This window comes from Bdellovibrio sp. GT3, assembly GCF_037996765.1.
Taxonomy (GTDB): Bacteria; Bdellovibrionota; Bdellovibrionia; order Bdellovibrionales; family Bdellovibrionaceae; genus Bdellovibrio.
The window spans coordinates 1-23,140 of the sequence record NZ_JBBNAD010000001.1 but is presented as its reverse complement, the minus strand read 5'-3'; the positions used below and the strand labels follow the sequence as shown (position 1 = coordinate 23,140).

Annotated in this window: 19 protein-coding genes; 14 read left to right on the top strand and 5 right to left on the bottom strand. The window is 45.6% G+C overall.

Going from position 1 to position 23,140, the window contains the following annotated elements; translation table 11 throughout:
* Positions 1-70: 70 nt before the first annotated feature.
* The 6 genes from gcvP to AAAA73_RS00070 all read left to right on the top strand — a co-directional run bounded on the left by gcvP (position 71) and on the right by AAAA73_RS00070 (position 7,829).
* Positions 71-2,941: an aminomethyl-transferring glycine dehydrogenase gene (gene gcvP / locus AAAA73_RS00095; RefSeq protein WP_340596099.1), complete on the top strand. Its 2,871-nt coding sequence runs from the start codon at positions 71-73 to the stop codon at positions 2,939-2,941.
* Positions 2,942-3,913: a glycosyltransferase family 9 protein gene (locus tag AAAA73_RS00090; protein ID WP_340596098.1), complete on the top strand. Its 972-nt coding sequence runs from the start codon at positions 2,942-2,944 to the stop codon at positions 3,911-3,913.
* Between the two features lie 13 nt (positions 3,914-3,926).
* On the top strand, positions 3,927-4,943 hold the full coding sequence (locus AAAA73_RS00085; protein ID WP_340596097.1) for a small ribosomal subunit Rsm22 family protein: 1,017 nt from the start codon (positions 3,927-3,929) through the stop codon (positions 4,941-4,943).
* Between the two features lie 121 nt (positions 4,944-5,064).
* Positions 5,065-5,847 carry a phosphatase domain-containing protein gene (locus AAAA73_RS00080; RefSeq protein ID WP_340596096.1) on the top strand — a complete coding sequence of 261 codons (783 nt, stop codon included), beginning with the start codon at positions 5,065-5,067 and terminating at the stop codon, positions 5,845-5,847.
* A gap of 40 nt (positions 5,848-5,887) precedes the next feature.
* Positions 5,888-6,295 carry a helicase gene (locus AAAA73_RS00075; RefSeq protein ID WP_340596095.1) on the top strand — a complete coding sequence of 136 codons (408 nt, stop codon included), beginning with the start codon at positions 5,888-5,890 and terminating at the stop codon, positions 6,293-6,295.
* A gap of 94 nt (positions 6,296-6,389) precedes the next feature.
* Positions 6,390-7,829: a DUF1254 domain-containing protein gene (locus tag AAAA73_RS00070; protein ID WP_340596094.1), complete on the top strand. Its 1,440-nt coding sequence runs from the start codon at positions 6,390-6,392 to the stop codon at positions 7,827-7,829.
* A gap of 53 nt (positions 7,830-7,882) precedes the next feature.
* Here AAAA73_RS00070 and AAAA73_RS00065 read toward each other — a convergent pair whose 3' ends face one another.
* The 5 genes from AAAA73_RS00065 to AAAA73_RS00045 all read right to left on the bottom strand — a co-directional run bounded on the left by AAAA73_RS00065 (position 7,883) and on the right by AAAA73_RS00045 (position 13,513).
* Positions 7,883-9,166, bottom strand: a complete 1,284-nt coding sequence (locus tag AAAA73_RS00065) for a PepSY-associated TM helix domain-containing protein (protein WP_340596093.1) — start codon at positions 9,164-9,166, stop codon at positions 7,883-7,885.
* Positions 9,167-11,248: a TonB-dependent receptor gene (locus AAAA73_RS00060; protein ID WP_340596092.1), complete on the bottom strand. Its 2,082-nt coding sequence runs from the start codon at positions 11,246-11,248 to the stop codon at positions 9,167-9,169.
* A 127-nt stretch (positions 11,249-11,375) separates the two neighbouring features.
* On the bottom strand, positions 11,376-12,017 hold the full coding sequence (locus AAAA73_RS00055) for a hypothetical protein (protein WP_340596091.1): 642 nt from the start codon (positions 12,015-12,017) through the stop codon (positions 11,376-11,378).
* 235 nt (positions 12,018-12,252) lie between these two features.
* Complete coding sequence (locus tag AAAA73_RS00050; RefSeq protein WP_340596090.1) at positions 12,253-12,645, bottom strand: hypothetical protein; 393 nt, start codon at positions 12,643-12,645, stop codon at positions 12,253-12,255.
* 130 nt (positions 12,646-12,775) lie between these two features.
* Positions 12,776-13,513 (bottom strand): hypothetical protein, encoded by a 738-nt coding sequence (locus AAAA73_RS00045; protein ID WP_340596089.1) that lies wholly within the window; start codon positions 13,511-13,513, stop codon positions 12,776-12,778.
* Positions 13,514-14,081: 568 nt separating this feature from the next.
* On the opposite strand from AAAA73_RS00045, the gene AAAA73_RS00040 reads away from it, so the two are divergent.
* The 8 genes from AAAA73_RS00040 to AAAA73_RS00005 form a co-directional block, all read left to right on the top strand.
* Positions 14,082-15,653, top strand: a complete 1,572-nt coding sequence (locus AAAA73_RS00040; protein ID WP_340596088.1) for a hypothetical protein — start codon at positions 14,082-14,084, stop codon at positions 15,651-15,653.
* A gap of 571 nt (positions 15,654-16,224) precedes the next feature.
* The gene (locus tag AAAA73_RS00035; RefSeq protein WP_340596087.1) at positions 16,225-16,410 is read left to right on the top strand and encodes a hypothetical protein; all 186 of its coding nucleotides are present in this window, start codon (positions 16,225-16,227) and stop codon (positions 16,408-16,410) included.
* Complete coding sequence (locus AAAA73_RS00030; protein WP_340596086.1) at positions 16,410-18,125, top strand: recombinase family protein; 1,716 nt, start codon at positions 16,410-16,412, stop codon at positions 18,123-18,125. Before AAAA73_RS00035 ends, AAAA73_RS00030 begins: the two co-directional genes overlap by 1 nt.
* Positions 18,126-18,262: 137 nt before the next feature.
* The gene (locus tag AAAA73_RS00025; protein WP_340596085.1) at positions 18,263-18,604 is read left to right on the top strand and encodes a hypothetical protein; all 342 of its coding nucleotides are present in this window, start codon (positions 18,263-18,265) and stop codon (positions 18,602-18,604) included.
* Positions 18,601-19,557, top strand: coding sequence for a hypothetical protein (locus tag AAAA73_RS00020; RefSeq protein ID WP_340596084.1), 957 nt, complete (start codon positions 18,601-18,603; stop codon positions 19,555-19,557). The genes AAAA73_RS00025 and AAAA73_RS00020 overlap by 4 nt, the downstream gene beginning before the upstream one ends.
* Entirely contained in the window at positions 19,547-21,718 is a 2,172-nt protein-coding gene (locus tag AAAA73_RS00015) for an AAA family ATPase (protein WP_340596083.1), read from the top strand. Before AAAA73_RS00020 ends, AAAA73_RS00015 begins: the two co-directional genes overlap by 11 nt.
* Before the next feature lie 75 nt (positions 21,719-21,793).
* Positions 21,794-22,141, top strand: a complete 348-nt coding sequence (locus tag AAAA73_RS00010) for a helix-turn-helix domain-containing protein (protein WP_340596082.1) — start codon at positions 21,794-21,796, stop codon at positions 22,139-22,141.
* Positions 22,142-22,248: 107 nt separating this feature from the next.
* A partial coding sequence (locus AAAA73_RS00005) for an RCC1 domain-containing protein (RefSeq protein WP_340596081.1) occupies positions 22,249-23,140 on the top strand: 892 nt, incomplete at its 3' end.

Sequence of the window (23,140 nt, the reverse complement as noted above, 5' to 3'; positions counted from 1 at the left end):
CTCTGTCGCGAGCCAACACTTTAACCGGAAGAGCGGCTGTGCTAGGCTCTTTTGCGTTATTGAGGTGTTTATGAAAATCGACGATTTGTCTCCTAGAAATGAGTTTATTCCACGCCATATCGGCCCAAGCGATTCCGACGTCCAAGAGATGTTGAAAGAGCTTGGATTTGCTTCTTTGGATGAACTTGCCAACAAAATCATTCCTTCCCAAATTCGCACTGAACATAAATTCGAAGGTGTCGGTCCCGGCATTTCTGAATTCGGTTTGCTGAATCATTTGAAGTCGATGGTTTCAAAAAACAAAGTGATGAAGTCCTACATCGGCATGGGCTTCCATGACTCGATCACACCGACCATCATTCAAAGAAACATCTTTGAAAATCCGGTTTGGTACACAGCCTACACTCCTTATCAGGCAGAGATTGCACAAGGTCGCTTGGAAGCACTGTTGAACTTCCAGACTATGGTTGCAGACCTGACTGGCATGCAGATTTCCAACTCATCCCTTTTGGATGAAGGAACTGCGGCGGCTGAAGCCATGTTCATGGCTCACGCACTTTGCAAAACCAAAGCAAATGCATTTGTCGTTTCTGATAAAATGCATCCCCATGTGATTGAAGTTCTGGGCACCCGTGCTGAGCCATTGGGCTTGGAGATGATCGTCACGAATCCTGCGACATACGATTTTGCAAAAGCGGCGTTCGGTGTGTTCTTCCAGTACCCTGACACTGAAGGTGCTGTAGAGAACTATGCTGACCTTGCGAAAAAATACAAAGACCAAGGTGCACACGTTGTGGCGTCCGTGGATCTTCTGGCAATGACTCTTTTAACTCCTCCGGGCGAGTGGGGTGCTGACATCGTTGTCGGTAACTCTCAACGTTTCGGTGTACCATTGGGTTACGGTGGCCCTCACGCGGCATTCCTGGCAACCAAAGATACTTATAAGCGCATGATGCCAGGCCGTCTTGTGGGTGTGTCTGTGGACTCCCAAGGCAAACAAGCTTTGCGTCTGGCTTTGCAAACTCGTGAACAACATATCCGTCGTGAAAAAGCGACTTCCAATATCTGTACGGCTCAGGTTCTATTGGCGAACATGGCATCCATGTACGCTGTTTACCACGGGCCACAGGGTTTAAAGAAAATCGCGATGCGCGTGAATCGCCTGACTGCGATCATGGCTGACGGTTTGTCGAAACTTGGTTACAACGTTTCCAAGAATGCGTTCTTCGATACTGTGACTGTTACTTCTGACAATGCTGCAAGCATTTTGGCGCACGCTGAAGAGCTGGGCATGAACTTCAGAAAAATCAACGACAAGACTTTGGGCATCGCTCTGAACGAGACTGTCACATTGACGGACGTTGAAACAGTTTGGATGGCATTCAATGGCGGCAACAAAGCGGCTTTCGATTGCCAGACTATCGATGCGACTTTGAAGCTGGAAATCCCAGCGGAATTGTCACGTAAATCTGCATTCATGACAAACCCGGTGTTCAACTCACACCACAGTGAGACTGAGCTTCTTCGTTACATCCACCACTTGCAAAACAAAGACATCACTTTGACTCACTCAATGATTCCATTGGGTTCTTGCACAATGAAATTGAATGCAACGACAGAGCTGGTTCCGGTTTCCTGGCCAGAGATCAGCAAACTTCACCCGTTTGCTCCGGTTTCCCAAACTTCTGGTTTGATTGAAATGATCAAAGACCTTGAAAACAAACTTTGCGATATCACGGGCTTCGCCGCTGTCAGCTTGCAACCAAATGCAGGTTCTCAAGGCGAATACGCGGGTCTATTGGTAATTCGCAAATACCACCAATCCCGTGGCCAAGGTCACAGAAACATCTGCTTAATCCCTTCATCTGCGCACGGAACAAACCCTGCATCAGCAGCTTTGGCCGGCATGCAAGTGGTTGTTGTGAACTGCGACGACTTGGGTAACGTTGAAATCTCTGACTTGAAGGCTAAGGCGGAACAACACAAAGACAATTTGTCTGCGCTGATGATCACTTACCCATCCACGCACGGTGTTTACGAAGAAGGTATCAAAGAAATCTGCGATATCGTTCACGCAAACGGCGGCCAAGTGTACATGGACGGCGCAAACATGAACGCCCTGGTTGGCATGTGCCGCCCAGGTACTTTCGGTGCTGACGTATCTCACATGAACTTACACAAAACATTCGCCATCCCTCACGGTGGTGGCGGACCTGGCGTGGGTCCAATCGGTGTCGGTGCTCACTTGAAAGAGTTCTTGCCCAAGCACTCGGTAATTCCTGAAGCGGGTCCTGCAAACGGTATCACTTCAACGACGTCAGCTCCTTGGGGCTCGGCTTCGATTCTTCCGATCTCTTGGGCGTACATCACAATGATGGGCGCTGAAGGTCTGCGTAAGGCGACTTTGGTATCAATCTTGTCTGCAAACTACATCGCTAAGAAATTGGAAAAGGCCTACCCGGTTCTTTACAAAGGTAAAAGCGGTTATGTGGCCCATGAATGTATTATCGACGTTCGCGATATCAAAACAGCTTCCGGTATCGACGTGACTGACGTTGCAAAACGTCTGATCGACTACGGCTTCCATGCTCCAACAATGTCCTTCCCGGTAGCGGGCACATTGATGATTGAGCCGACAGAATCTGAACCGAAACAAGAGGTGGATCGCTTCATCGATGCCATGCTTTCCATCCGCAAAGAAATCACTGCGGTTGAGACTGGTAAAATGGACAAGGAAAACAACGCTCTTAAAAATTCTCCGCACACAGCGCAGATGATGATGAAACCTGAATGGAATCATCCGTACTCTCGCGAAGAAGCGGTTTACCCAGTAGAGTGGCTTCGCACGAACAAGTTCTGGCCAGTGGTCGGCCGCGTGGACAACGCCTACGGCGACCGCAACCTGATCTGCTCTTGCCCATCCATCGAAGAATACCGATAGATGAAAAAAGTCCTTCTTATCCGCCTTGATAAAATCGGTGACCTGATCTCCACAATGTGTGTGGATCAGGCGGGATTCATGGCGGATAAAGAAGTGAAGTGGGTGATCGCCAAAGGCTTGGGATTTATTCCCGACAATGCCGATCCCAAACGTTCCTATATCGAGCTTTCCAAAGATAACTGGAAAGCTTCACTGCAATCTCTTCGTACTTTTATTCGTGAATTCAAACCCGATGTCGCAGTCAGCTTTCAAGCCCCGTGGTGGGTTTCGTTTGCGTTGTGGGCTGAAGGTGTGAAAGTCCGTGCTGGGGTACAATCCCAGTGGCACAGCTTTTTGTTTTTGAATAAAGGTTTGCGCCAACGCCGCAGTCAGGCTGTACAGCACGAAGCTGATTACAACATGGACTTGTTGCGCTTTGCTTTGGATGAAAAGTCCAAAGAGCCCACTCCGGTTCTGAAGCTCTCTGCACCTGTAAATTCAGAGCTTTTAAACAAGCATGAACTGACCGAGAAAAATTATGTTGTGGTCCACCCCGGAATGGCCGGCTCTGCTCTAAACTGGCCGACGGATCGTTATATTTCATTGATTGAACAAATCACTCCATTCACGAAGGTCGCACTGACCGGTACGCCAGCGGATGAACCATTTTTAACCGCCATCAAAGCCCGCTTTAAGAATGATCCTCAGGTCATTAATCTGCAAAACAAACTGAAGCCCGCCGAGCTTTTCACTGTTCTTAAAAACTCCAAGGCCGTGATTGTGCCAAGCACAGGTGTTGCGCATATGGCAGCTTCGCTGGGAGCTCCGGTTCTGGGTTTATACTCCCCCATCCGCGTTCAACATCCTCGTCGCTGGGCGGCCCGCGGAGAGAATGTAAAAATTTTCGTCTCCAAGAACGAAAATCCCCCATTTGACCATGCTATGGAAGAAATCCAAGTCGAAGATTTGCTAAAAGCGCTCAATAGTCTGTAGAATCCCCGCATCCATGCAAAGACAGTTCACAATTCCTGAAAATATTGAAACAGCTATCGCCAACGCTTTAGCCGATTATAAACTCACCTTGAATGATTCCAAGGAGCTGTCCAAGCGCGTGCTGGCACTGTCTGATTTCTTTATCAATGAACCTGATGGCCAAACGCCATGGCATGAGTCCTGGGCGCAGATCGCCTATCTTTGCTATTACCTTCCGTTGAACGCTGCTCGCTTGCGTGCGGTGATCCTGGAAGGTGAAAAACGTGGGTTTTTCGCAGACCTTGAAGAAGTCCTGGATTTCGGTGCGGGTCTTGCGACCGCCTCTTTAAGTCTGTCGGAAACTCAGAACTTGAAATACACACTGATTGAGCGTGCAACCGAACCACAGCGCCTGATCGAAAAGTACTTCCCCTTCTTTAAATCGGAAGAGTGGATCCGCACGATCAATGCCTCCAAGATTAAAAATCCCAAAAAGATATTGGCTCTGTTCTCGTACTCATTGACCGAACTTGCCGAACTTCCTGACTGGGCCTACCAGTGTGAGGCGTTGATGATTGCCGAGCCTTCCACTCAGCAGGATGGCCGAAAGCTGATGCAGCTTCGTGCAAAGCTTTTGGAAAAAGGCTTTCACGTGTGGGCCCCTTGCACTCACGAAGGTTTGTGCCCTCAGTTGACCCAGTCAAAAACTGACTGGTGTCATGATCGCATTCACTTTGCCGCGCCCAAGTGGTTTCTATCCATGGAAGAGCAACTCCCCATGAAGAATCGCACCCTGACCACCAGCTATCTTTTGATGCGAAAAACAAAACCATCACCCATTCACGCAGCCCGCGTTGTCGGTGATACATTGAAGGAAAAAGGCAAAGATCGTCAGATGATTTGCCGTGGTCCTGACCGTGAATTCCTGGCGTGGATGCACAAGTTTAAAATCCAACAAGAGATTCCACGAGGCGCTCTGATTACGGTTCCTGAAGACCTGCAAAAGGTCTCCAATGAACTGCGCGTTCAAAAGGAACTTTCTGTTTTCTAGTCGGCACGTCGATTGCTTAAGTATCCCACAGTTAAATGTGCTCAATTAAAGCCTGGCTCTTAAACATCCAAAAGGTGTTATTTGCAGGGTTGTCGAATTGTTGGTCACTGTTGGAGGATCGATGAACAAAATGCTATTGCTTTCCCTACTGCTGATGACGTCTCTTGCAGAGGCAAAAACTCTTGTTATTTCGGATATCGACGACACTATCAAGGTCTCCAATATTCTTTCAAAGTCCCGCTCTGCGGGCTCCGCCCTTGATGATGACAGCCGCTTTGTCGGAATGGCAGAAATCTATCAGGCCTTGCAAAACCAAATCCCCGACATTGAATTTCACTATGTCAGCCTGGCGCCAAAAATTTTGATGCAAGAGCAGCACTCCGACTTTCTGGAGGAGAACGGGTTCCCTATTACCAAGCTGCACATGAACAGTGGGATCAAACAGGATCCTGAACTGAAACAAAAGGTGATCCGTGCTTTGTTAAAGTACGAACATCCGGACATGGTGATTTACTTTGGCGACAACGGTCAATTCGACACAATCGTCTACGACCAAATGGTTCGTGAGTTCCCGCAAATTCCGTCTTTGACATATATTCGTGAGGCTTATTCCCGACTGGGTGAATCCAAAAACCCGACTATGCCAGGACAAATCGGCTTTGTTACCAGCGTGGAAGTGACACTGGATTTGATTTCCAGACAGATCCTTCCCCTGAGCACCTACAAAGGTATCGAGAGCATTGTTTATGATCGACTGAAGAAAGACGATGGATCTGAAAACTTCGGTCCTATGGTATTTCCGAAATGGCAGGACTGCCGTGACTTCGTATGGCAATGGGACGTCAGAAACCCAACACGAAAACTCACTCAGATCATGAATGCGATTAACGAGCGCTGCCAATAAGCCCCGGATCAAGATGAAAACAGCAATCGTATTATCATTTATGCTTATTTTGGGATTCGCCCATCAGTCTGTGGCGAATCAGCTTAGCGACTTTACAACGGATGGTTGCAGCCGCAGCCCAGATGGTATTTGGATTGAAGATGCCGAAGCGTTTCTGGATTGTTGCGTAAAACACGACGTCGCCTATTGGCGTGGTGGTACGGCAGATGAACGATTGAATGCCGATCATCAATTGAAAGTGTGCATCGAGAACAAGGGTTACCCGAATGTGGCGGAAACCTACTACTATGCTGTACGTATGGGGGGCCATCCCGTATTTCATACCAGCTATCGCTGGGGCTATGGTTGGCAAATCGACCGCGGGTATTCCCCACTGTCAAATTCCGATTGGATGCAGGTAATCCACAAAATCATCAAAGCAAAAAACGAAGGCATCAAAATCGACTGATCCTTGGTCGAGAGCACTGTCAAAAGCCTCATTGTCTATCGTCCGAATACTTCGCAATCTGATTTGGATCAGTAAAGTATCAAGGAGGATTTTCATGAAGGTCGCTTCAAAGCTGCTGGCATTCGCCGTATGTGCTGGAATGCTTGCCAACTGTGCTAGCTCGAAAGACACCGCAAAAAACACCCCGCAAGATATCCAAGGTTCCACCGAGCAGGCATACTTCTATGCCTACCCCTTGGTGCTGATGGGAATCTCCCGCGATGTCATGACTGCTACTCCCAGAGCTTCACAATCACGAGCTCCACTCAATCAGATTTCCAATAAACGGGCTTTCCCGGATGACAGGTTCACCGATGTTGTATCACCGAATGCCGACACACTCTATAGTTCCGCATGGCTGGATCTTTCCAATCAACCTATGGTTCTAAGCGTGCCGGATGCTGGCGACAGATTCTATATGATGCCATTGTTAAGCGCATGGACTGACGTCTTTGCTTCACCCGGAAGCCGCACGACCGGATACAAAAAAGGTAACTACGCTATCACCGGACCAAACTGGCAGGGCACGTTGCCCACTAACGTTACCCAAATCAAGGCACCGACTAATTCTGTTTGGATGATTGGCAGAACCAAGTCCTCAAAATCCGATATAACCAAAGTGCACGCCTTTCAGAATGGGTTGCGAATCACACCCCTTGATGAGTTCGGCAAGAACACTTCCGCTCCTGATTCAGTCCCCTTTAACATCAACGCGGACACCCGAACTCCGCCGGTGGATCAGGTTGAAAGAATGGACGCCCAAACTTTCTTTACTTATTTCGCCAATGAGTTAAAAAACAACCCGCCTTCTGCCAGCGATGGCCAAGTACTGCGCCAACTGGCAAATCTGGGAATCACGCCGGGCAGTGACTTTAATTTCGAAAAACTAACTGAGGACCAAAAGCGCGCTTTAAATTCTGGATACTTTGCCGCCCAGGAAAAACTCACAGAGTCAGCACGCAGCCCGGATAACTTTACGATGATAAATGGCTGGGGCGTTCCTAAAGTTATCGGCACTTACGGCAATGACTATATGGCCCGTGCCGTGATCGCAAAGAAAGGATTGGGCGCCAATCTAAAACAAGATGCCATGTATCCCTGGGCCTCCGTCGACAACTCTGGAGCGCCATTGAATGGAAAAAACAATTACATTATCCGCTTCACCAAAGGAAACCTGCCACCGGTCAATGGCTTCTGGTCGTTAACAATGTATAACTCCAACCAGTTCTTCGTAAAAAATCCCATCAATCGCTTTGCCATCGGAGACCGCGACAAGCTTCGCCTTAATCGCGATGGCTCCCTGGATATTTACCTGCAGGCATCCAGCCCTGGGAAAGATAAAGAAGCCAACTGGTTGCCGGCTCCCGCAGATCAGGATTTCAATTTGATTATGCGCCTGTACTGGCCAAAGCAAGCCGTGCTTGACGGCACGTGGAAGCCACCGGGAATTGAAAAGGTACAAAACATTCGAAATCTATCAGACAATCAAAATTGAAAAAATACAGAGACTGGGGATCGGACTCTCCAGTCTTTTTTTTACGGATCGACTCACTTCTTTGAAATGATCAGATCCAAGACCAGAACTGCAACCAATGACGCCCCCACCAGAGGGAACAAAACACTCATAACGATAAAAAATCCGATGAACCAATATGGACTCTTACTTTCCGGAGACGGAGGGGCCCCAAACTTGCCAGAGGGGCGACGCTTCCACCACATCATGAGTCCGCTGATGCAAATCAAAATCAACGCAAGGCAGGTCATAAAAGCAATCAGTTGGTTCACCCAACCAAATAGTTCTCCTTGATGTAGGGAGATTCCAAACTCCACTGCCTTGGCAAATGTGCCGTGCTCAGCAAAAGGAATTGCCTGCAATACTTGTCCGCTATACTGATCAATATAAAGCGTGACGGACTTGCGTGGATCAGCGCCAAACTGCGATATTGTGAAGACACCATCAAGCTCTTTTGGAAACGCCACCTTAATGCTGCCTTGAAGATCACGACCTTGAAGAGATTTTAAAACTTCATCCAGACTTACCTGTTCTGACTGAACCACTTTTGAAATCGGCATCGGCACAGTCTCGACTGCCCATGGCACCATCTGCACACTGGCATTATTCAATACTGCCGTGGGTACATTGGAGGTTGCTGTGGCCTGAGGAAAATGATTCCAAACTTTGGCATATTTCTCTCCCCAGAATCCAGTCCAAGGAAGCCCCGTCACCAGAAGTAAAAGAATGAAAACGAAACTATAGATGGCGATGACCGAATGAAAATCCCGCCAGAATACGCGTTTCCCCGCATTAAGCCTCACCCACCAGACACCGGCGAACTTGCGTCCTCTGGGCCACCAAAGGTACATTCCCGAAATAAGTAGAATGATCGACCAGCAAGCCACGAGCTCCACCAGACGGTCCCCCCAGGTCCCTATCAACAAATCACCATGAATTTTCTTGGTGATGTTCTGATAGTGATCCTGGTCGTTCATAGAACCAAGGAGCTCGCCCGAGTAGGGATTCAAATAAGCCGTTTTATTAACATTCGCTTCAACAAAACCCACAGCGACACTTTGATCTGATTTTGATGGAGGAAAATATGCAGACACTTCGGCATTAGGAAATTCTTTGCGTACACCATTAACAAGCTCTGCCGCAGGCAACGATTTCTCCTGAGGAGAAACCGTTAACAACTTGGGATAAATCACGGGGTCTAACTGTGGCTTAAACAGATAGATACTGCCCGTGACTGCCAGGATAATCACGAACGGAATGACGAACAATCCTGCGTAGAAATGCCAACGCCAGATACGTGCATACAGATCTTTTTTCATTTAAAGAGCGTAACCCAAGCCAATGTATGCCGTCAAAGGAGTCGCTGGTTTGTAAACCAGGGAACCGTAGTTGGCAACGTCAATGGGATACTTGGTGTTGGTCAGATTCATGACTCGAGCATTGAAGCTCAGCTCTTTCGTATACTGGTACTCACCTCTCCAATTAAATACATCGCGACCGGCTTGTAGGTGTTGATTTGCGTCCTCCACCCAATAAGACCCAGTGCGATTCCATTCCAAGGAAGTTTCGAAACCACGAAGTGCCGTCGGACGATAAGTCAAAACCACGTCATAGATTTCGCTCGGTGCTTTGGCTTCTTTGTTACCACTGTAATCAGTGCCACCGGATTTATAGTCTATAAAACGGCTTTCATTATAGTTAGTTGCCACTTGCAGTTTCAACTCTTGCGTTGCTTTCCAGGCTGCACCCAACTCAATACCTGTTGAGCGGGATTTGCCGGCATTTTCGTAAGTGGAAACGGTTGAACCATAAGTTCTTACGACACGATCCTGGATATCAATATTATAAACTGAAAGCTCCATACCCAGCACGCCATTGTCGGATTTATACCCGAGCTCGGATGTGTATGACTTTTCTCCACTCAAGTTCGGAGACGTTTGGCCATCTGTCAGGTTGTAAAGAGTTGCCGCATTCGGAATTTTGTAACCCATACCCACATTAAAGAACACCGCCTGATTATTTGATAGCAGGTAGTTCACGCCCGTTTTAGGGGTGATGCCATCAAATTTATCTGTGCGATCACCCACGCGAAGGTAAGCTCCGCACAAACCGTTGGTATTGTTTGGGGAGTCACAGTCTCCGTCGGAAGTATTGTTTTTATAGTCATAATTGGAAAAGTCGGCACGAAGACCCAAATCCCAACGCCATTTTTCATTGATGCTCCAAGTATGAGCGATGAACGGAGAGATATTCAGGTAGTTCACATCATAATCATAGTGCGTACCGCGAGGGCTCTCGGAAGGCGGAAAGCCACCCGTGTACGTTGGTAACTCCTGCACTTCTTTATAATTATACTTCGTGGCCTCCAAGGCCAGACCGGCCTTGGTTTCCGAATCAGTCCAAATATGACTGTAAATGAAGTTCGCTCCCACTGTGGAATCTTTAGCTGTGATTGTCGGTAAAGTATCCGCATACCAGTATGCCATGTAATCGCTGTCAGTGTGACGGACATACGGAGTGACGATAACTTCGTTTTTCGCATCGATGCTTTTACGCCATTCTGAAGTCAAACGTATATAGGAACTATCAGAATTCGTATCATCAGTTGCCGTGATCCCAGAGTTTGTCGGGTCATTTTGATAGGTGTCGTAATCCAAATAACCTGCACCCTGACCTTCGTTTTTATTGGCAACAATGGTCGTTGTCAGCTTACTGGTTTCAGAAAGATTCTTACGATGCTTCAGGATCGTTTCGCCACGATCCATTCTTTGCATATCTCTCCAGCCATCATCATGAGTGTAATTACCCACGGCATAGTACTCTTGATTCTCAGAAACCTTGCCCGTTCCGGTCAAAAGAACTTTCCCAAAACCACGCTGACCACCTTCAAGCCCAATCGACTTGCGATTGCCAAATTCAGGAGTTTTTAAATCAATAACTGCAGAGATCGCATCCGCTCCGTACAACACACTCGTGGCACCACGAAGAACCTCAAGCCCCCCTGTTGCTGTGGAAATTGGAAGATTTGCCGCCGTTGCGTGATTGATACTGATGGCGGAAGACATAGGAATTTGATCGATAGTCGCCAGGTAGTAGGGAGCATTGAAGTTCGCTGGCATGCGAATACCCAACGCCGGAACCAAGGGATCCACCTCGCGAATCACCACACCAGGAACCTTTTGCAGAGTATCGCCCAGAAAGCGATTGTGGTCTTTTTCGATCTCTTCAGCGGAAATGGAATCAACTCTGACTGGAGTATCGATATACTTTTCACTGTCGGAGGTTGTGCTCACGATAACAGATGGCAAAAGTGTTGATGTTGTTTCGGCTTCTTGTGCAAAAGCTGTGGATGTCACGTTGGTTGCGATCACCACAGATGCGATATACGGCTTTAGATTCATGCTTCATCCTCTTTACCCAAAAAGGTTAAATAAGAAGATGTAGCCCAACAAAAGAATTAAGGTCGATGCAGCAACATGATGCAGGAGTCACCCCTGACAGCACTGCTTAGGTCCAGTAAAAGTGCACCTATTGCGCACTTCCCGTCACACCATTTATCTGACGAAGTTTGAATTCCATTTTTGGAAAAACAACGCCGCCGCCAAAACCGATTTTCAATGCCACATGCAAAAGGTCATTCGCTCTGTTCTTAGCTGGCATCCAGGAGCCTTCAGCACCAAAGAATGCATCCGCCACCAATCCCACGCCTCGTCCATAAACAGCACCATGCAATTCATCGACATTCACTCCGCTGGGAATAAACGTAAACATCCATTTGTAAGCGACTTCAAACTTAATCCCGCCATTATGAAAGTCGCACAAAAACAGCTCTGGAATTTTCACAATCTCTTGAGTTGCGGGATCAATCAGGTTCGCATCAAAATACCAGACATCATGATCCAAAAGCATTGCACCGTTCATGCCTGCGGCATACAGGTAACCTTTGATCGGAATTCTTTGTTCAGGACGAAGTTTATACTGAAGAGTCAGCGTGTTGATCAGTGCTTCAATTTGCTGGTCATCCAATGAGGTGCTTTTCTTGATCGATCGGATCAGGCTTTCTTTGGTAATGCCCTCGTCACGTTCAAAACTTTGGGCAAATGCCTGGCAAATTAAAAGCTGAAATCCAAATACAAAAACAATTAGCCACATAGATCGTTGATTACGCATGATCGAGCCCCTTTTGAGCGCTCACACTGTGAGCAAACATGGTCTAGTTCAATGTACATTCAGCTTAAATGTTAAGTAAACCCGCCCCCCAAATCACGTTAAAACCATTTTTAATTCACGATTTTGTCACTCCATCGGCAAAGTTAAATAACAAATCACCACAAGGAACCTGTGCGGCTAAAAAAAAAGCCGACTGAAAAGTCGGCTTTTTTTTCAATTAAAAATCGCAAATTTATTACTTCGCGCAAGGACCGGCAATAACCATAGCTCCATAGGCCAAAGCCTGCCCCCCGGATTTCAAATCAAGGAAGTAAACCGTCGAAACGCGGCCACCATCAGCACCCGGGGCAATTACCGCTTTATATCCAGACTGGATATCTGTAGCAGCAATCGCACCTTCGCTATTAAGAAACGCGATATCATCAATGCTGATCTCAACGATAGGCTTCACAGAAGCCATAACACTTTTGCGACCATCCGTTGTTTTTTGAGTGATCTTGTTAGAACCAAGATCCAATTGAGAAGCAACTTTCCAGTCAGGTCCACTGCAAGAAACGTAATTCACAGTTTTCGCGGAAGCAGCCGCAGACATTCCCATCAAAGCACAAAACAAAATTAGTTTTTTCATTGATTTTATCTCCTGATAATTTTCGAAAGAGAAATTACCATAGTGTGCAGAGCCCCAGACCGCTAACAAATGTGTATTTTCCAAATTACAGGAGTGTACAAAATTTCGACACCCCCGAGCACCTAATCTTTTAGTTTTCTTCAGTATACTGAACCTGATCCACTTCAAACTTAACATCTCGATCCGCCGTAACATCCAATTTCAAACGAGCTGTTACAGTCACCAAGGGGTCATCGATACTTTTAGGAATAGCTGACTCCCAAACGATTTTATAAACTCTATTTAATTGCACATCGTAACCCATCTCTTCCATACTGAAGTAAAGTGCACCTTTATCAAATTGTTCAACCTGCGCCGGAGTCAAAGTAGCTTTAGCCGCAGCCAGCATGCGCTCCTCAAGATTATTGATTCTGTTTACCACAACCGGCTGATGAGTATTCTTGTTAATAACGAAAACGGATGAAAGATTTGTATTCCATTTGAAAGATTCGAAAACCGCCACTATCTCAATAGAATCCTTCGCATAGAAAGAACCCAGATTTTTTGTTTTCATGCTGTAGTGGTTATTGCTCATGCCACCCAAGCTGATTGCTACAAACTCATCCGGATCAGTGTGGATCGTCGCCAAAATCTGATTTGTTTGAACATCCACCAAATAATTGCGCATCAAAGACATCTGCCCCCAAAGCTCGCTGACTTTGTCTTCGTCCTTTTCAACTTCTTCAAAGTCGATCATCTTGCCAGGAATCCCCCAGCCGATAGCATAACCACCGTCTGCCGAATATCCGTTGATACGGAATTCACGAGCCGCAGAGAAAGCATTTAAAGAACCCAATGTCATCGCTAGGAACAAGAACAAATTTTTCATAACCACTCCGGTTTAAAAGTTTAGATACGTTGAAACAGGACGGAATATGCCGCAATGCGATGATTCTGAATAGTATAATGATTCGAAGCTATCTATCGAATTTTGAGATGAAACGCGTGGCCTGGCGGCAGATTTTGGGCATAAAAAAAGCCGACTTATTCAGTCAGCTTATTTTATCTCTTTCTCAAGGAAAGATTTGGTGCGCGAGTCCCCGGAGTAGACGAACCGGCTTGGCTGCGTTTTCAGGCTTTGATTGAGATAGAGTTTGAGGAAGTCGCGGAGCCCAAGGCTCTCTTATTAGATGATCTGCTGCGAGTTGTTAATAAATATGGAACGCATGCAAAGGCTGCAGCTGTGATTGGGGCTTCCGAGGCCTTTGTGCGGCAAAAGTGTTTTAAACGGCCTTCTCCTGAACTTAATAATAAAAATTAGAACCGCTGTCCTCTACTTAGAGTTCATCTGAAAGTGTTGAAATACTTATTTCGTATTATTGATTCCAAATTATACTTTTAGTGATGTTATTCCGTTTCCATACATCGGTAAATTTAGAATCATATTTGGAGGCTTCGTGAGATATTCCGTCATACTTGGGCTTTTCAGCACTTTAATCGGTCAAATGGTCTTTGCCAACGAAGTAAGCCGCCCCACGCGAAACACCTTTCTTGCTGCTGATTACGGTGCCTCTACTCATTTTGATCCGGCGCAAACAGATTCGATGCCGTTTCCCATAGCGCGCGGTACGTTCAAAGTGGATCTTCGAAAAACGCCGCACGTGATCGGAGGTCCGGTAACAGGTGCGGTTTTAGCATCCCCATCTGCAGATTACATGTGGACTTCAGGACCTGCAGGAGTCGTTTACATTGATGTCAGGAATGGAGCTTGGAAAGAGTTGGCACGGCTTCCGGTCCAAAAAGCCCACGTCATTCCTCTCGAGGTTCATGAAAAAGCTTTGGATCAGCAATTTACTTCGATAGATGCGGTAGAAAATGTTGTGCACAAGATCTATGGCATTGACCATGGTCGAGATTGGATTGAGGGCGGCATCTATGGTCTTGTGGACAATGACAACACTCTTTTTTCTACCTATGGCGGCACAGACATTTATGCCTTTAGCTTGATCAATCCTGCAAAGCCAGAGCAAGGCATCAAGATCCGAAACTCCATAAAGGTGACGGATGTACTGGGTGAAGGAGAAAGACTCTTTGCTTTACAACTGACCTATGATGGCTGGCTTGTGGCTATCGGCCGAAACGCGGTGGCCGTGATTGATCGCGAACTTAAAAGCAAACCGATCCGGGTTAAATTGGGAAAGGGAGAAGAAGTTCGCAATGGAGGCGCGGTCGATGAAAAGGGCGGTATCTATGTTGCCACCAATAAAAATATGCACAAGTTGGTCTGGAACGGCGCTCAACTTGCCACTGACAAAAATGGTGCATGGATTTCCCCTTACGATACAGATTCACACAACGGTGCATCGGGCCTTCAACAAGGGACAGGATCGACTCCCACTCTTGTTGGCTTCGGGAACGATGCCGACAAACTTGTCGTGATTACCGACGGGTCGGATCGAATGAAGCTTGTTGCTTTTTGGAGGGATGAAATTCCAAAAAAATTTAAGCAGAAGAAAGGTACCAAATCCCGTCGTATCGCCGATCAGATTGAGGTGAAGGCAGGATTCGCACAACCTCCTCGCTTTATTCAGAGCGAGCAATCCGTGGTTTCAAAAGGCTATGGTGCTTTCGTCGTGAATAATATCGGTGACGAAAAAATGCCGGAAGACGCGCTCGTGAATGCAATTGCATTGGGCCCTGTGGTTAGGTCCGCACACGGAGTGGAACGATTCGAGTGGGATCCGAAAGAACACAAATGGCGCTCGGTTTGGGCGCGCAACGACGTCTCGTCACTCACCACTGTTCCTTCGGTCAGCATTCCTTCTAATATTGTCTTGGTAAATGGTTACAGCAAGAAGGATGGCTGGGAAGTGACAGGAATGGATTGGATGACGGGAGAAACTGTCCACCGCACAATCTTCGGGCAAGATAATTTCGGCAATGGAGCTTATATGATTAACCAACTTTCTCCGTCAGGCGATCTGATTTTTCCCAGCATTACAGGCCCGTTCCGAATAAATTGGAAATAAGCCAGGCACTGTTGAACTTGCAAAAGTAATTATCGAAACCCGCTGACTTCAATGAAAATCAGCGGGTTTTTCTTTTCAGAACTCCAAAGTAAAATCTTTCAAAAAATTTGAAACCTTTTTTTACACGATTAATTCCCAATTCAATGCGACATGAATGAAAAATATCTGAGCCAAAAAGTTCCTTCGATCGCGGATTTTAGGCGACACGGAGTCCGCGCATTTCAATGAACTATTTTGGTAAATTCCAAAGGCTACGGAAAATATGCGGAAAGCTTCCGCGGTTATTTAATTCGATTTGAAGAAGAAAAAGCCTCCGTAAACATTCAAAATATTTGAAGAACCCGGAGTCCTGTCCATCCCATTTTCCCTCGCAAGCGTTCGTGACCACTCCCCCTCTACGAGCGAAAGTGGTCACGAAACGGGAAAATGGGATGGACAGGATAAGAAATATTAATAGGAAATTTATAAAAAAATGAAGTATGAGAGAGGGGAACAAAAGACAGGAGGAAAACGGCAAAAAACAATCAATCAAAAAAACTGGAGGTGTAATTATGAAGGATAACAATAATTGATGCGAGTAGTAGGAATAGAAAACTACGAACTTGAAATGATCGAGGTGCATTTAAAACGAACTGAATACGAAACCAAAGTTGTGCAACTGGTAAAAGCCTTACTCGAAATTGACCGTGCCTTAAAACAGCAGCAGGATCAAGCGAGTGACCAAAGCACAGCTTCAGAAATGAAGGAGGCTAGCTAATGAAAAGAATCGGAATCTATCTCCGTGTGTCCACGGAAGAACAAGCCAGAATCCAAGATGGCTCACTTGTCTCACAAAGAAATCGCTTACTAGAATACATTGAGTTTCAAAACAAAAGAGAACCCAACTGGGGCACCCTGGTTGATATTTATTGTGATGAAGGAAAGTCGGCCAAGAACATGAACGGCCGTCCGGAGTTTTTACGTTTACTTAATGACGTGAAACTTGGCCGAATTGATCTTATCATCGCCACTGAACTCTCTCGTCTCAATAGAAGCATTAAAGATTTCTGCGAAGTCTGGGATCTTCTCAAACACCACAAAGCAAGCTTTGTAACCCTTAGAGAAAACTTTGATACGACCACCGCAAGCGGCGAGATGATGGTCTTTAATCTTATTAACTATGCCCAGTACGAAAGAATGCAAACGTCTGAACGGATAGCGGCTAATTGGCTATCGAGGTCTAAACGAGGACTTTTTAATGGTGGAACAATTCCTTTAGGCTACGATCGTAATCCCAAGAACAAAGGTGAGTTAGTCATTAACAAAGAAGAGGCTTGTATAGTTCAGAAAGTCTTTAATTTATTCCTTGAGAAAGAATCACTTCGTAAAACCCAGGTAGCTTTGATCGAAGCTGGTGCCTTCAATAAAAAATTCACGAATAAGAATGGTATTGAAAAGGGCGGCAAAGTCTTCTCGGTTGATACGCTAAATTCACTACTCACCAACAAAGCATATTTGGGACTTCGAGAAGTAAAGCACAAGGATGGATCGGCAGAGTTCATTAAAGCGGTATGGCCTGCTATTGTCAGCGAAGAGATATTTAACAAAGTCCAAGAGCGCCTTAGTAAAAACAAAAACCGATACAAGCCGGAGACCTGGAAGAAATATCCATTTCCTCTCACCGAACTTGTTCAATGTGGTGAGTGTGGAAAGTCTCTAGGTGGTAAATCTGGAACAGGAAGAATAGAAAAGCACTTTTACTACGGACATCCCCAGCTAAAGAATCCTTTGGCGAAAGATCACGCGCATCAGTGCCAAGTGAAAAACGTCAGAGCGCCAAGGCTTGAGGAGATTGTCACAAGGTCATTAAGAGCCTTGCTCAATGACCCAAGTCTTATCTCCAAGTGGATTGAAATATATCAGTCAAAGACCACGAGTGAGCTTCCAGAAGTGCAAATGCAGGCAAAGAAGTTGGAACTTGAAATCCAAACGACCTCCAAACGGATCACGAACCTTGTGCAAAGAATCGCAGAACTTCCTACGGAAGTTCCAGCTGAAGCATTTTATGAGCAGATCAAGCAAATGACTCAGAGAATGAACGAGTTAAAGTTAGCGAAAGAAAATCTAAAAACAAAAGAGATGGATTTACGTGGTCAGGAAGTTGACCAAGATGGCCTTAAAGCTAAAATAGAAAATGTTTTAAAGAACCTAGAGAAGGCCCCGAAAGAAAAACAAAGACCGATCTTCACAAACCTGGTGAAATTCATCGAAATCCACCCAACGAAGATCAAAATGGGCATCTACGCCCCAACAAAAGAGCCACTCAAGGCCACAGGAACCGACGGAAACCCATCGCCCAGATCAGAAAACTCAATTTTAAGAGAAAATAATGAAGGTGCTGCCGTGCTACCATTCTCCTCCAAGAACCCGACCCGTGTGGGTTCGAGTACTGTTGGAAATGGTGCCCCACCCATCAATATCGACACAATTTAAACTCCAGTGAATTCAAATAGTTAGTGATGAGGCATTTCGGGCACTCCACCCGACATGCGCAAACTATCCGGTGCTCGTCGCGCAATCAAGAAAAATCCGGCACGAGATTTTCATTACGTCCGATCAACGGAGGTATTATGAAAGTTGTACAGTTCTGCTCGAAAGAGCACCCTATTGCCGCGTACCTGAAAGACCCGGTCGACATTTTCTGCAGCTTACTTGAAGGTAATCCTCAAAAGGTAATCTGCTTTTTAGATACTTCAGATTTATGTAACAACTATTGGAACCAGAACCCTTGGCTTGAAGACGTCTGCGATCAGGTCGTAATCGTTACCAGAGAAGTGGTCGAGAGCTTCGGAATTGAAAAGGTTCCGACCTTTAACTTCTATTGTGGTGAATACGAAATGCACACCATTATCGGTTCACCCGACAAATCCATGGTACTAAGAACGATCCAAAAAGTTGCGGAGCGTTTATGATTCACGCAACCAATGGCGAACTCCAAGCCGAAAAGTTCACTTTAAAGTCCAGCTACAGCTCTGAAATCACATCACACTTTGCAACTTTAGATTACGCAGAGCGTGACGCAGCACTGTCTAGTCTAATCGAAGTGGGATGGGTTTCCATAAAGGTAGGTCAAAATCGTGGAGATTTTGATTATTGGGAACGTTTAACCAAAGAATGGATCGAAGGCTTATCAACGAACCTTATCGGTTCCAATGAAGAGCTCCTTCGCGACTTTAAAGAAGATATCACTCTAAATATCTTAGAGTTCAAAAACAAAGTACAACAGACCGAAACTGCAAAGGACGCTGCTGCGGCAATAGCTGGAATGACCACTTTGAAAGGGGGAACTTTTGAGGAAGAAACTCTCGCAGTTCTGTCAAATCTCGCGTCTCTTCGCAACGGAGAAGTAGAATCCGTAGGACTTGTCCCTGGCTTAACAGGAGGTAAAAAGGGTGATTTCATCTATAGAGACGAACTATCGCGCGGACTCATTGCGATTGAGGCTAAAGATCTGACGGGAAAGATCTCCCCTGCAAAAATTGAAGAAATCATGGTTGAAAGCCTTCAAAACCGTGGGGCTTCGGCAGGAATTTTCGTAGTTCGTAACCAAACCTGTCTTCCCGACTATTTCAAAAATTTTCACGTAGGTAAGAAGCACATCACCTGCACGCTGGAACACCTGCCTATCGCAATCTCGGTAGCCAGGCTGCTTATTCCACAAACTGTTTCTGTTGGAAAGCACGAGGAAGTCGCTGAATTTATCGAAGCGGTAAGGTCAGAAATCGACACAATAAATGAAATCATCAAAGCAACAAACTCCAGCAGAAAATCATTGGGAAAGGCAATCATGCTTTCCCAGGGGCTCAAAGAGAATCTAACAATGAAAATCGAAACGTTCACAACGGAGTTACAAAATGAGAAATGATCACGAGTACTGGGACGATATCGGCTTTGATGATATTGAAGACGTCGCGAATGCATCAAATAGCGACTTCAAACATTTTCTAACCGCGAAGGAGCTCTTAAGCATTCCATCTATGCAAACGGATGACATTCATCATTTGATAGGACTGGAGCACCTACGTATACTTTTAACAGCCGCTTTAACACAGATCAAGCAAGGCGGAAACTTCAAATATCTGACAGCATTTGCAGGAAGTAGCAATCTACCTTTTCTGCGTTCGACTGATTGCCTGGAGAAGGACAACTTCTTTGACAAGGAAGATGTTGATCTAGTTAATCTGTTGATTCAAAAAACAGTTTTCCTTTGCCATACGACTCTAAAAGTTATTCAAGACAAACTAGAACCCCACTATTCAAAAATTCGGATTCGTGTTGACCCTGAAGGTCTTTTACAGAATCAACTACATTGGGATATCTATATTTTGCATCTTAGTCTTAGTGGATTCGGATTCCCTAAGGCCACACTAAGAAGGGGTGCCCGCCAACGCGACGCACACTTAATATATAAACTAAAAGAACGTCTATCGTCTTTGTACTCAACGGATGAGTTAGAGCGAGAGCTTTCTAGTTCTTCTTATCTTTTTTCTAGAAGAGTGATCACTGTCAACCTCTCTCAAGTGGGAGGTAATTGGGATGATATGAATTTGTTGACCTCAGACTATACAAGCCGAACCTTTAACAAGGTAAAGAGTGGAGGAAGTAGAGCATCTGATGAAATTACTCCAGAGCATTCCATCGATGAGTTGGTTTTAGAAAGTAAAACTCGTGAGGACATTATCAAGCTATGTGACTCGCATTTACGAGAAGATAAGTCAAAGTCCCTTACATTTCTCTTCAAAGGACCATCTGGCGTTGGGAAAACGACGTTGGCTCACGGTATCGCTAGGTACCTTGGCAAGAAGCTTCTGAGGATTTCACTGAAGTACAATGAAAATACGATAGAAACATACATGAAGTTTTACTGCGAACAAGCCAAGTCTCAAGACTATATTCTGTTCTTTGACGAGGCTGACCAACTATTTTGGTCCTCACTAGAGGAAGAAAAAACTGCTGGATGGGCGCGAATTCTATTCCAGGAATTCCAAGGTATTGCAATATTCACAAGTAACTACGAATTACCTTACGGTTTGGATAGACGCATGACCTATGCATTGGATATTCAAGAACTGAGCTGCAATCAAAAATCATCGATCATAGCCAAGTTGGCTAGAAAATACGCCTTTGAACTTTCGGATAGAGAAGTCTGGGAACTGAGTAAATTTGATCTCGCTCCTGGGTATTACGACAGTATTTTTCATCTGGCATCCGTCCAATCGGAGTTTAAAACATTTGAGAACTTGAAAGAAAGTTTTATCCAAAGAGTCTCTTACTTCCTTCCTCCTGAAGACGTTAAGAAGCTTCGGAAGAAAGACATCAAATCTCCTCGCTTAAATTTTGAGCAGGACTTTCAAGAACGACTCAAACCTATTAACTATGGTTTACTGAAGTTTCAGCAAAACCCAAAGCAATTTCCCAAAGGAATTAAGCTACTATTCTCAGGGCCTCCTGGCCTCGGGAAAACAGCCCTAGCCAACGCATTTGCTGAAGACCTCAACATGAGCCTTAAGGTAATCACGCCATCAGACATTCTCGGCATGTATGTTGGTCAGAGCGAGAAAAATGTCCGCGAACATTTTAAGTACAACGAAAACAGACCGGAGATGATTTTTGTGGACGAAGCCGAAAGCCTTTTCATTTCTCGGGACTTCGCAAAACGGACACATGAGTTAAGTTTGGCAAACGAACTGCTCACAAGGTTCGATGCGTATCCCGGTATCGTGATTGCTGCAACCAATAGGTATGATCTATTGGACCCGGCATTTAAAAGACGGTTCTTATTTCACCTCGAGTTCACTTCACCATCCTTTATTGTCAGGGAAAAGCTATGGAAAGACTATGCACCAACCTTACGCACAGACGATATTACGGAGCTTGCAAAGCACGAACTTACAGGCGCAGACATCGCGGATATCTGCTTCAAGGTTCTAAATTTTTACGGTCCCAACTTGGAGTTTCTGAACCGGGAATGTGAAGAGGTAATCGCATCTCGACACCCTAAAGTGAAGACGATTTCAATCGTCTAATACGACAATCCGGACAGTTACGACAAGACGGAATAAGCTTAAACTGACTCAAGTTGAGTCCCATAATGGCGAACTATGAAAAAGACGATTAAACCACGTGGGCGCAAGGAAGTGCCCTTTGGAAAAATACTATCCGGGATCATGAAGGAAAGAAAACTTACCTTTAAGATGGTAGCGCAAATGGCAGGGGTCAGTGTATCCGTCGTTTCGGACTGGACTGCGGGAAACTCTCCCCGAGATCTTCATGCAGTTTTCCGTCTTTCTCAGTCCCTTGGAGTAGACTTCTCTAGGCTACTGTTAGGAGAGGTTCAGGTTAATCGAGAAGTCAGCTCTATTGCTGAGTTGTTTGAAGAAACTGAAATGTTTGAAGGATTAGTGCGCGTAAGCATCAAAAAGGTTCAACTTCGTAACTCTCCTAAGTGATACGCTCCAATCCGGGATTCCGGAATATCCTAAACATAGTTTACTTGGTTGTCGAAAAATACTCAGGACATTACCCAACTCACGTTGATTCGGGAATGGAGTATAAGATGATGACCAATAAGTTTTCGCTATTGCTGATTGCAACTAGTACACAGATATTGACTGGATGTCTTTCGGGATCTGGTGGTGGCGGTTTCTCTTCGCCAAGCAATGATGCGATCTCTAACTACCAAGGAACGTATAGCTATACTACACCCTCTCTAGCCATCGGAGACGGGACTGTAGAAGTAGCGGCGACCGCCATCCTAAGTTGTATTGAAACAACAACCGGAAATTCTGTATCCAATGCTCTATGCCCACCCGCATCTTCTGCTCCCAAGCGCTCTTATCAGTCACCAGCTGGCTCAATTGACATTGCCATTACGGGTGCTGTAGGCGGCAAAGCCACTGTTGGCGTCGCGTTGGGTGAGCACTTCGATACTGGTACTCAAGCTGGTCAAAATAAAATTGCAGCTGCTCTAGTTTGCGATACCGCTTATGAAAAGACTGGTTCAACCTGCGAAGTTGCCATTCTAAAAGCCAAGCTTCTACGAAATACTGGTGGTTCTGGCACATGCGTGATCACCTTAGAGGACAAAGTTAAGTGTTTTGGAACAGGGTATTTTGGTAGCGGAACATCTTCAGCATTTTCAGTTCCCACTGAAGTAACTGTCTTCCAAGGTGCAAAAGATATCGCACTAGGTGCTCACATGTGCGCAATTATGTCTGATAATAGCGTTAAATGTGGCGGTCGAAATAATTATGGTCAATTGGGTTTAGGAGACACCACAGATCGTGCAACTCCAGTGACCGTATCAGGTTTTCAAGGTGCAAAATCTATTTACACTGGCCCGTTTACAACATGTGCAATTTTCAATGACAACTCCGTTAAGTGTACGGGAGCGAATGGTCTCGGGACTCTCGGTTTGGGTGACTACAATGACAGAAAAATCTTGCCGT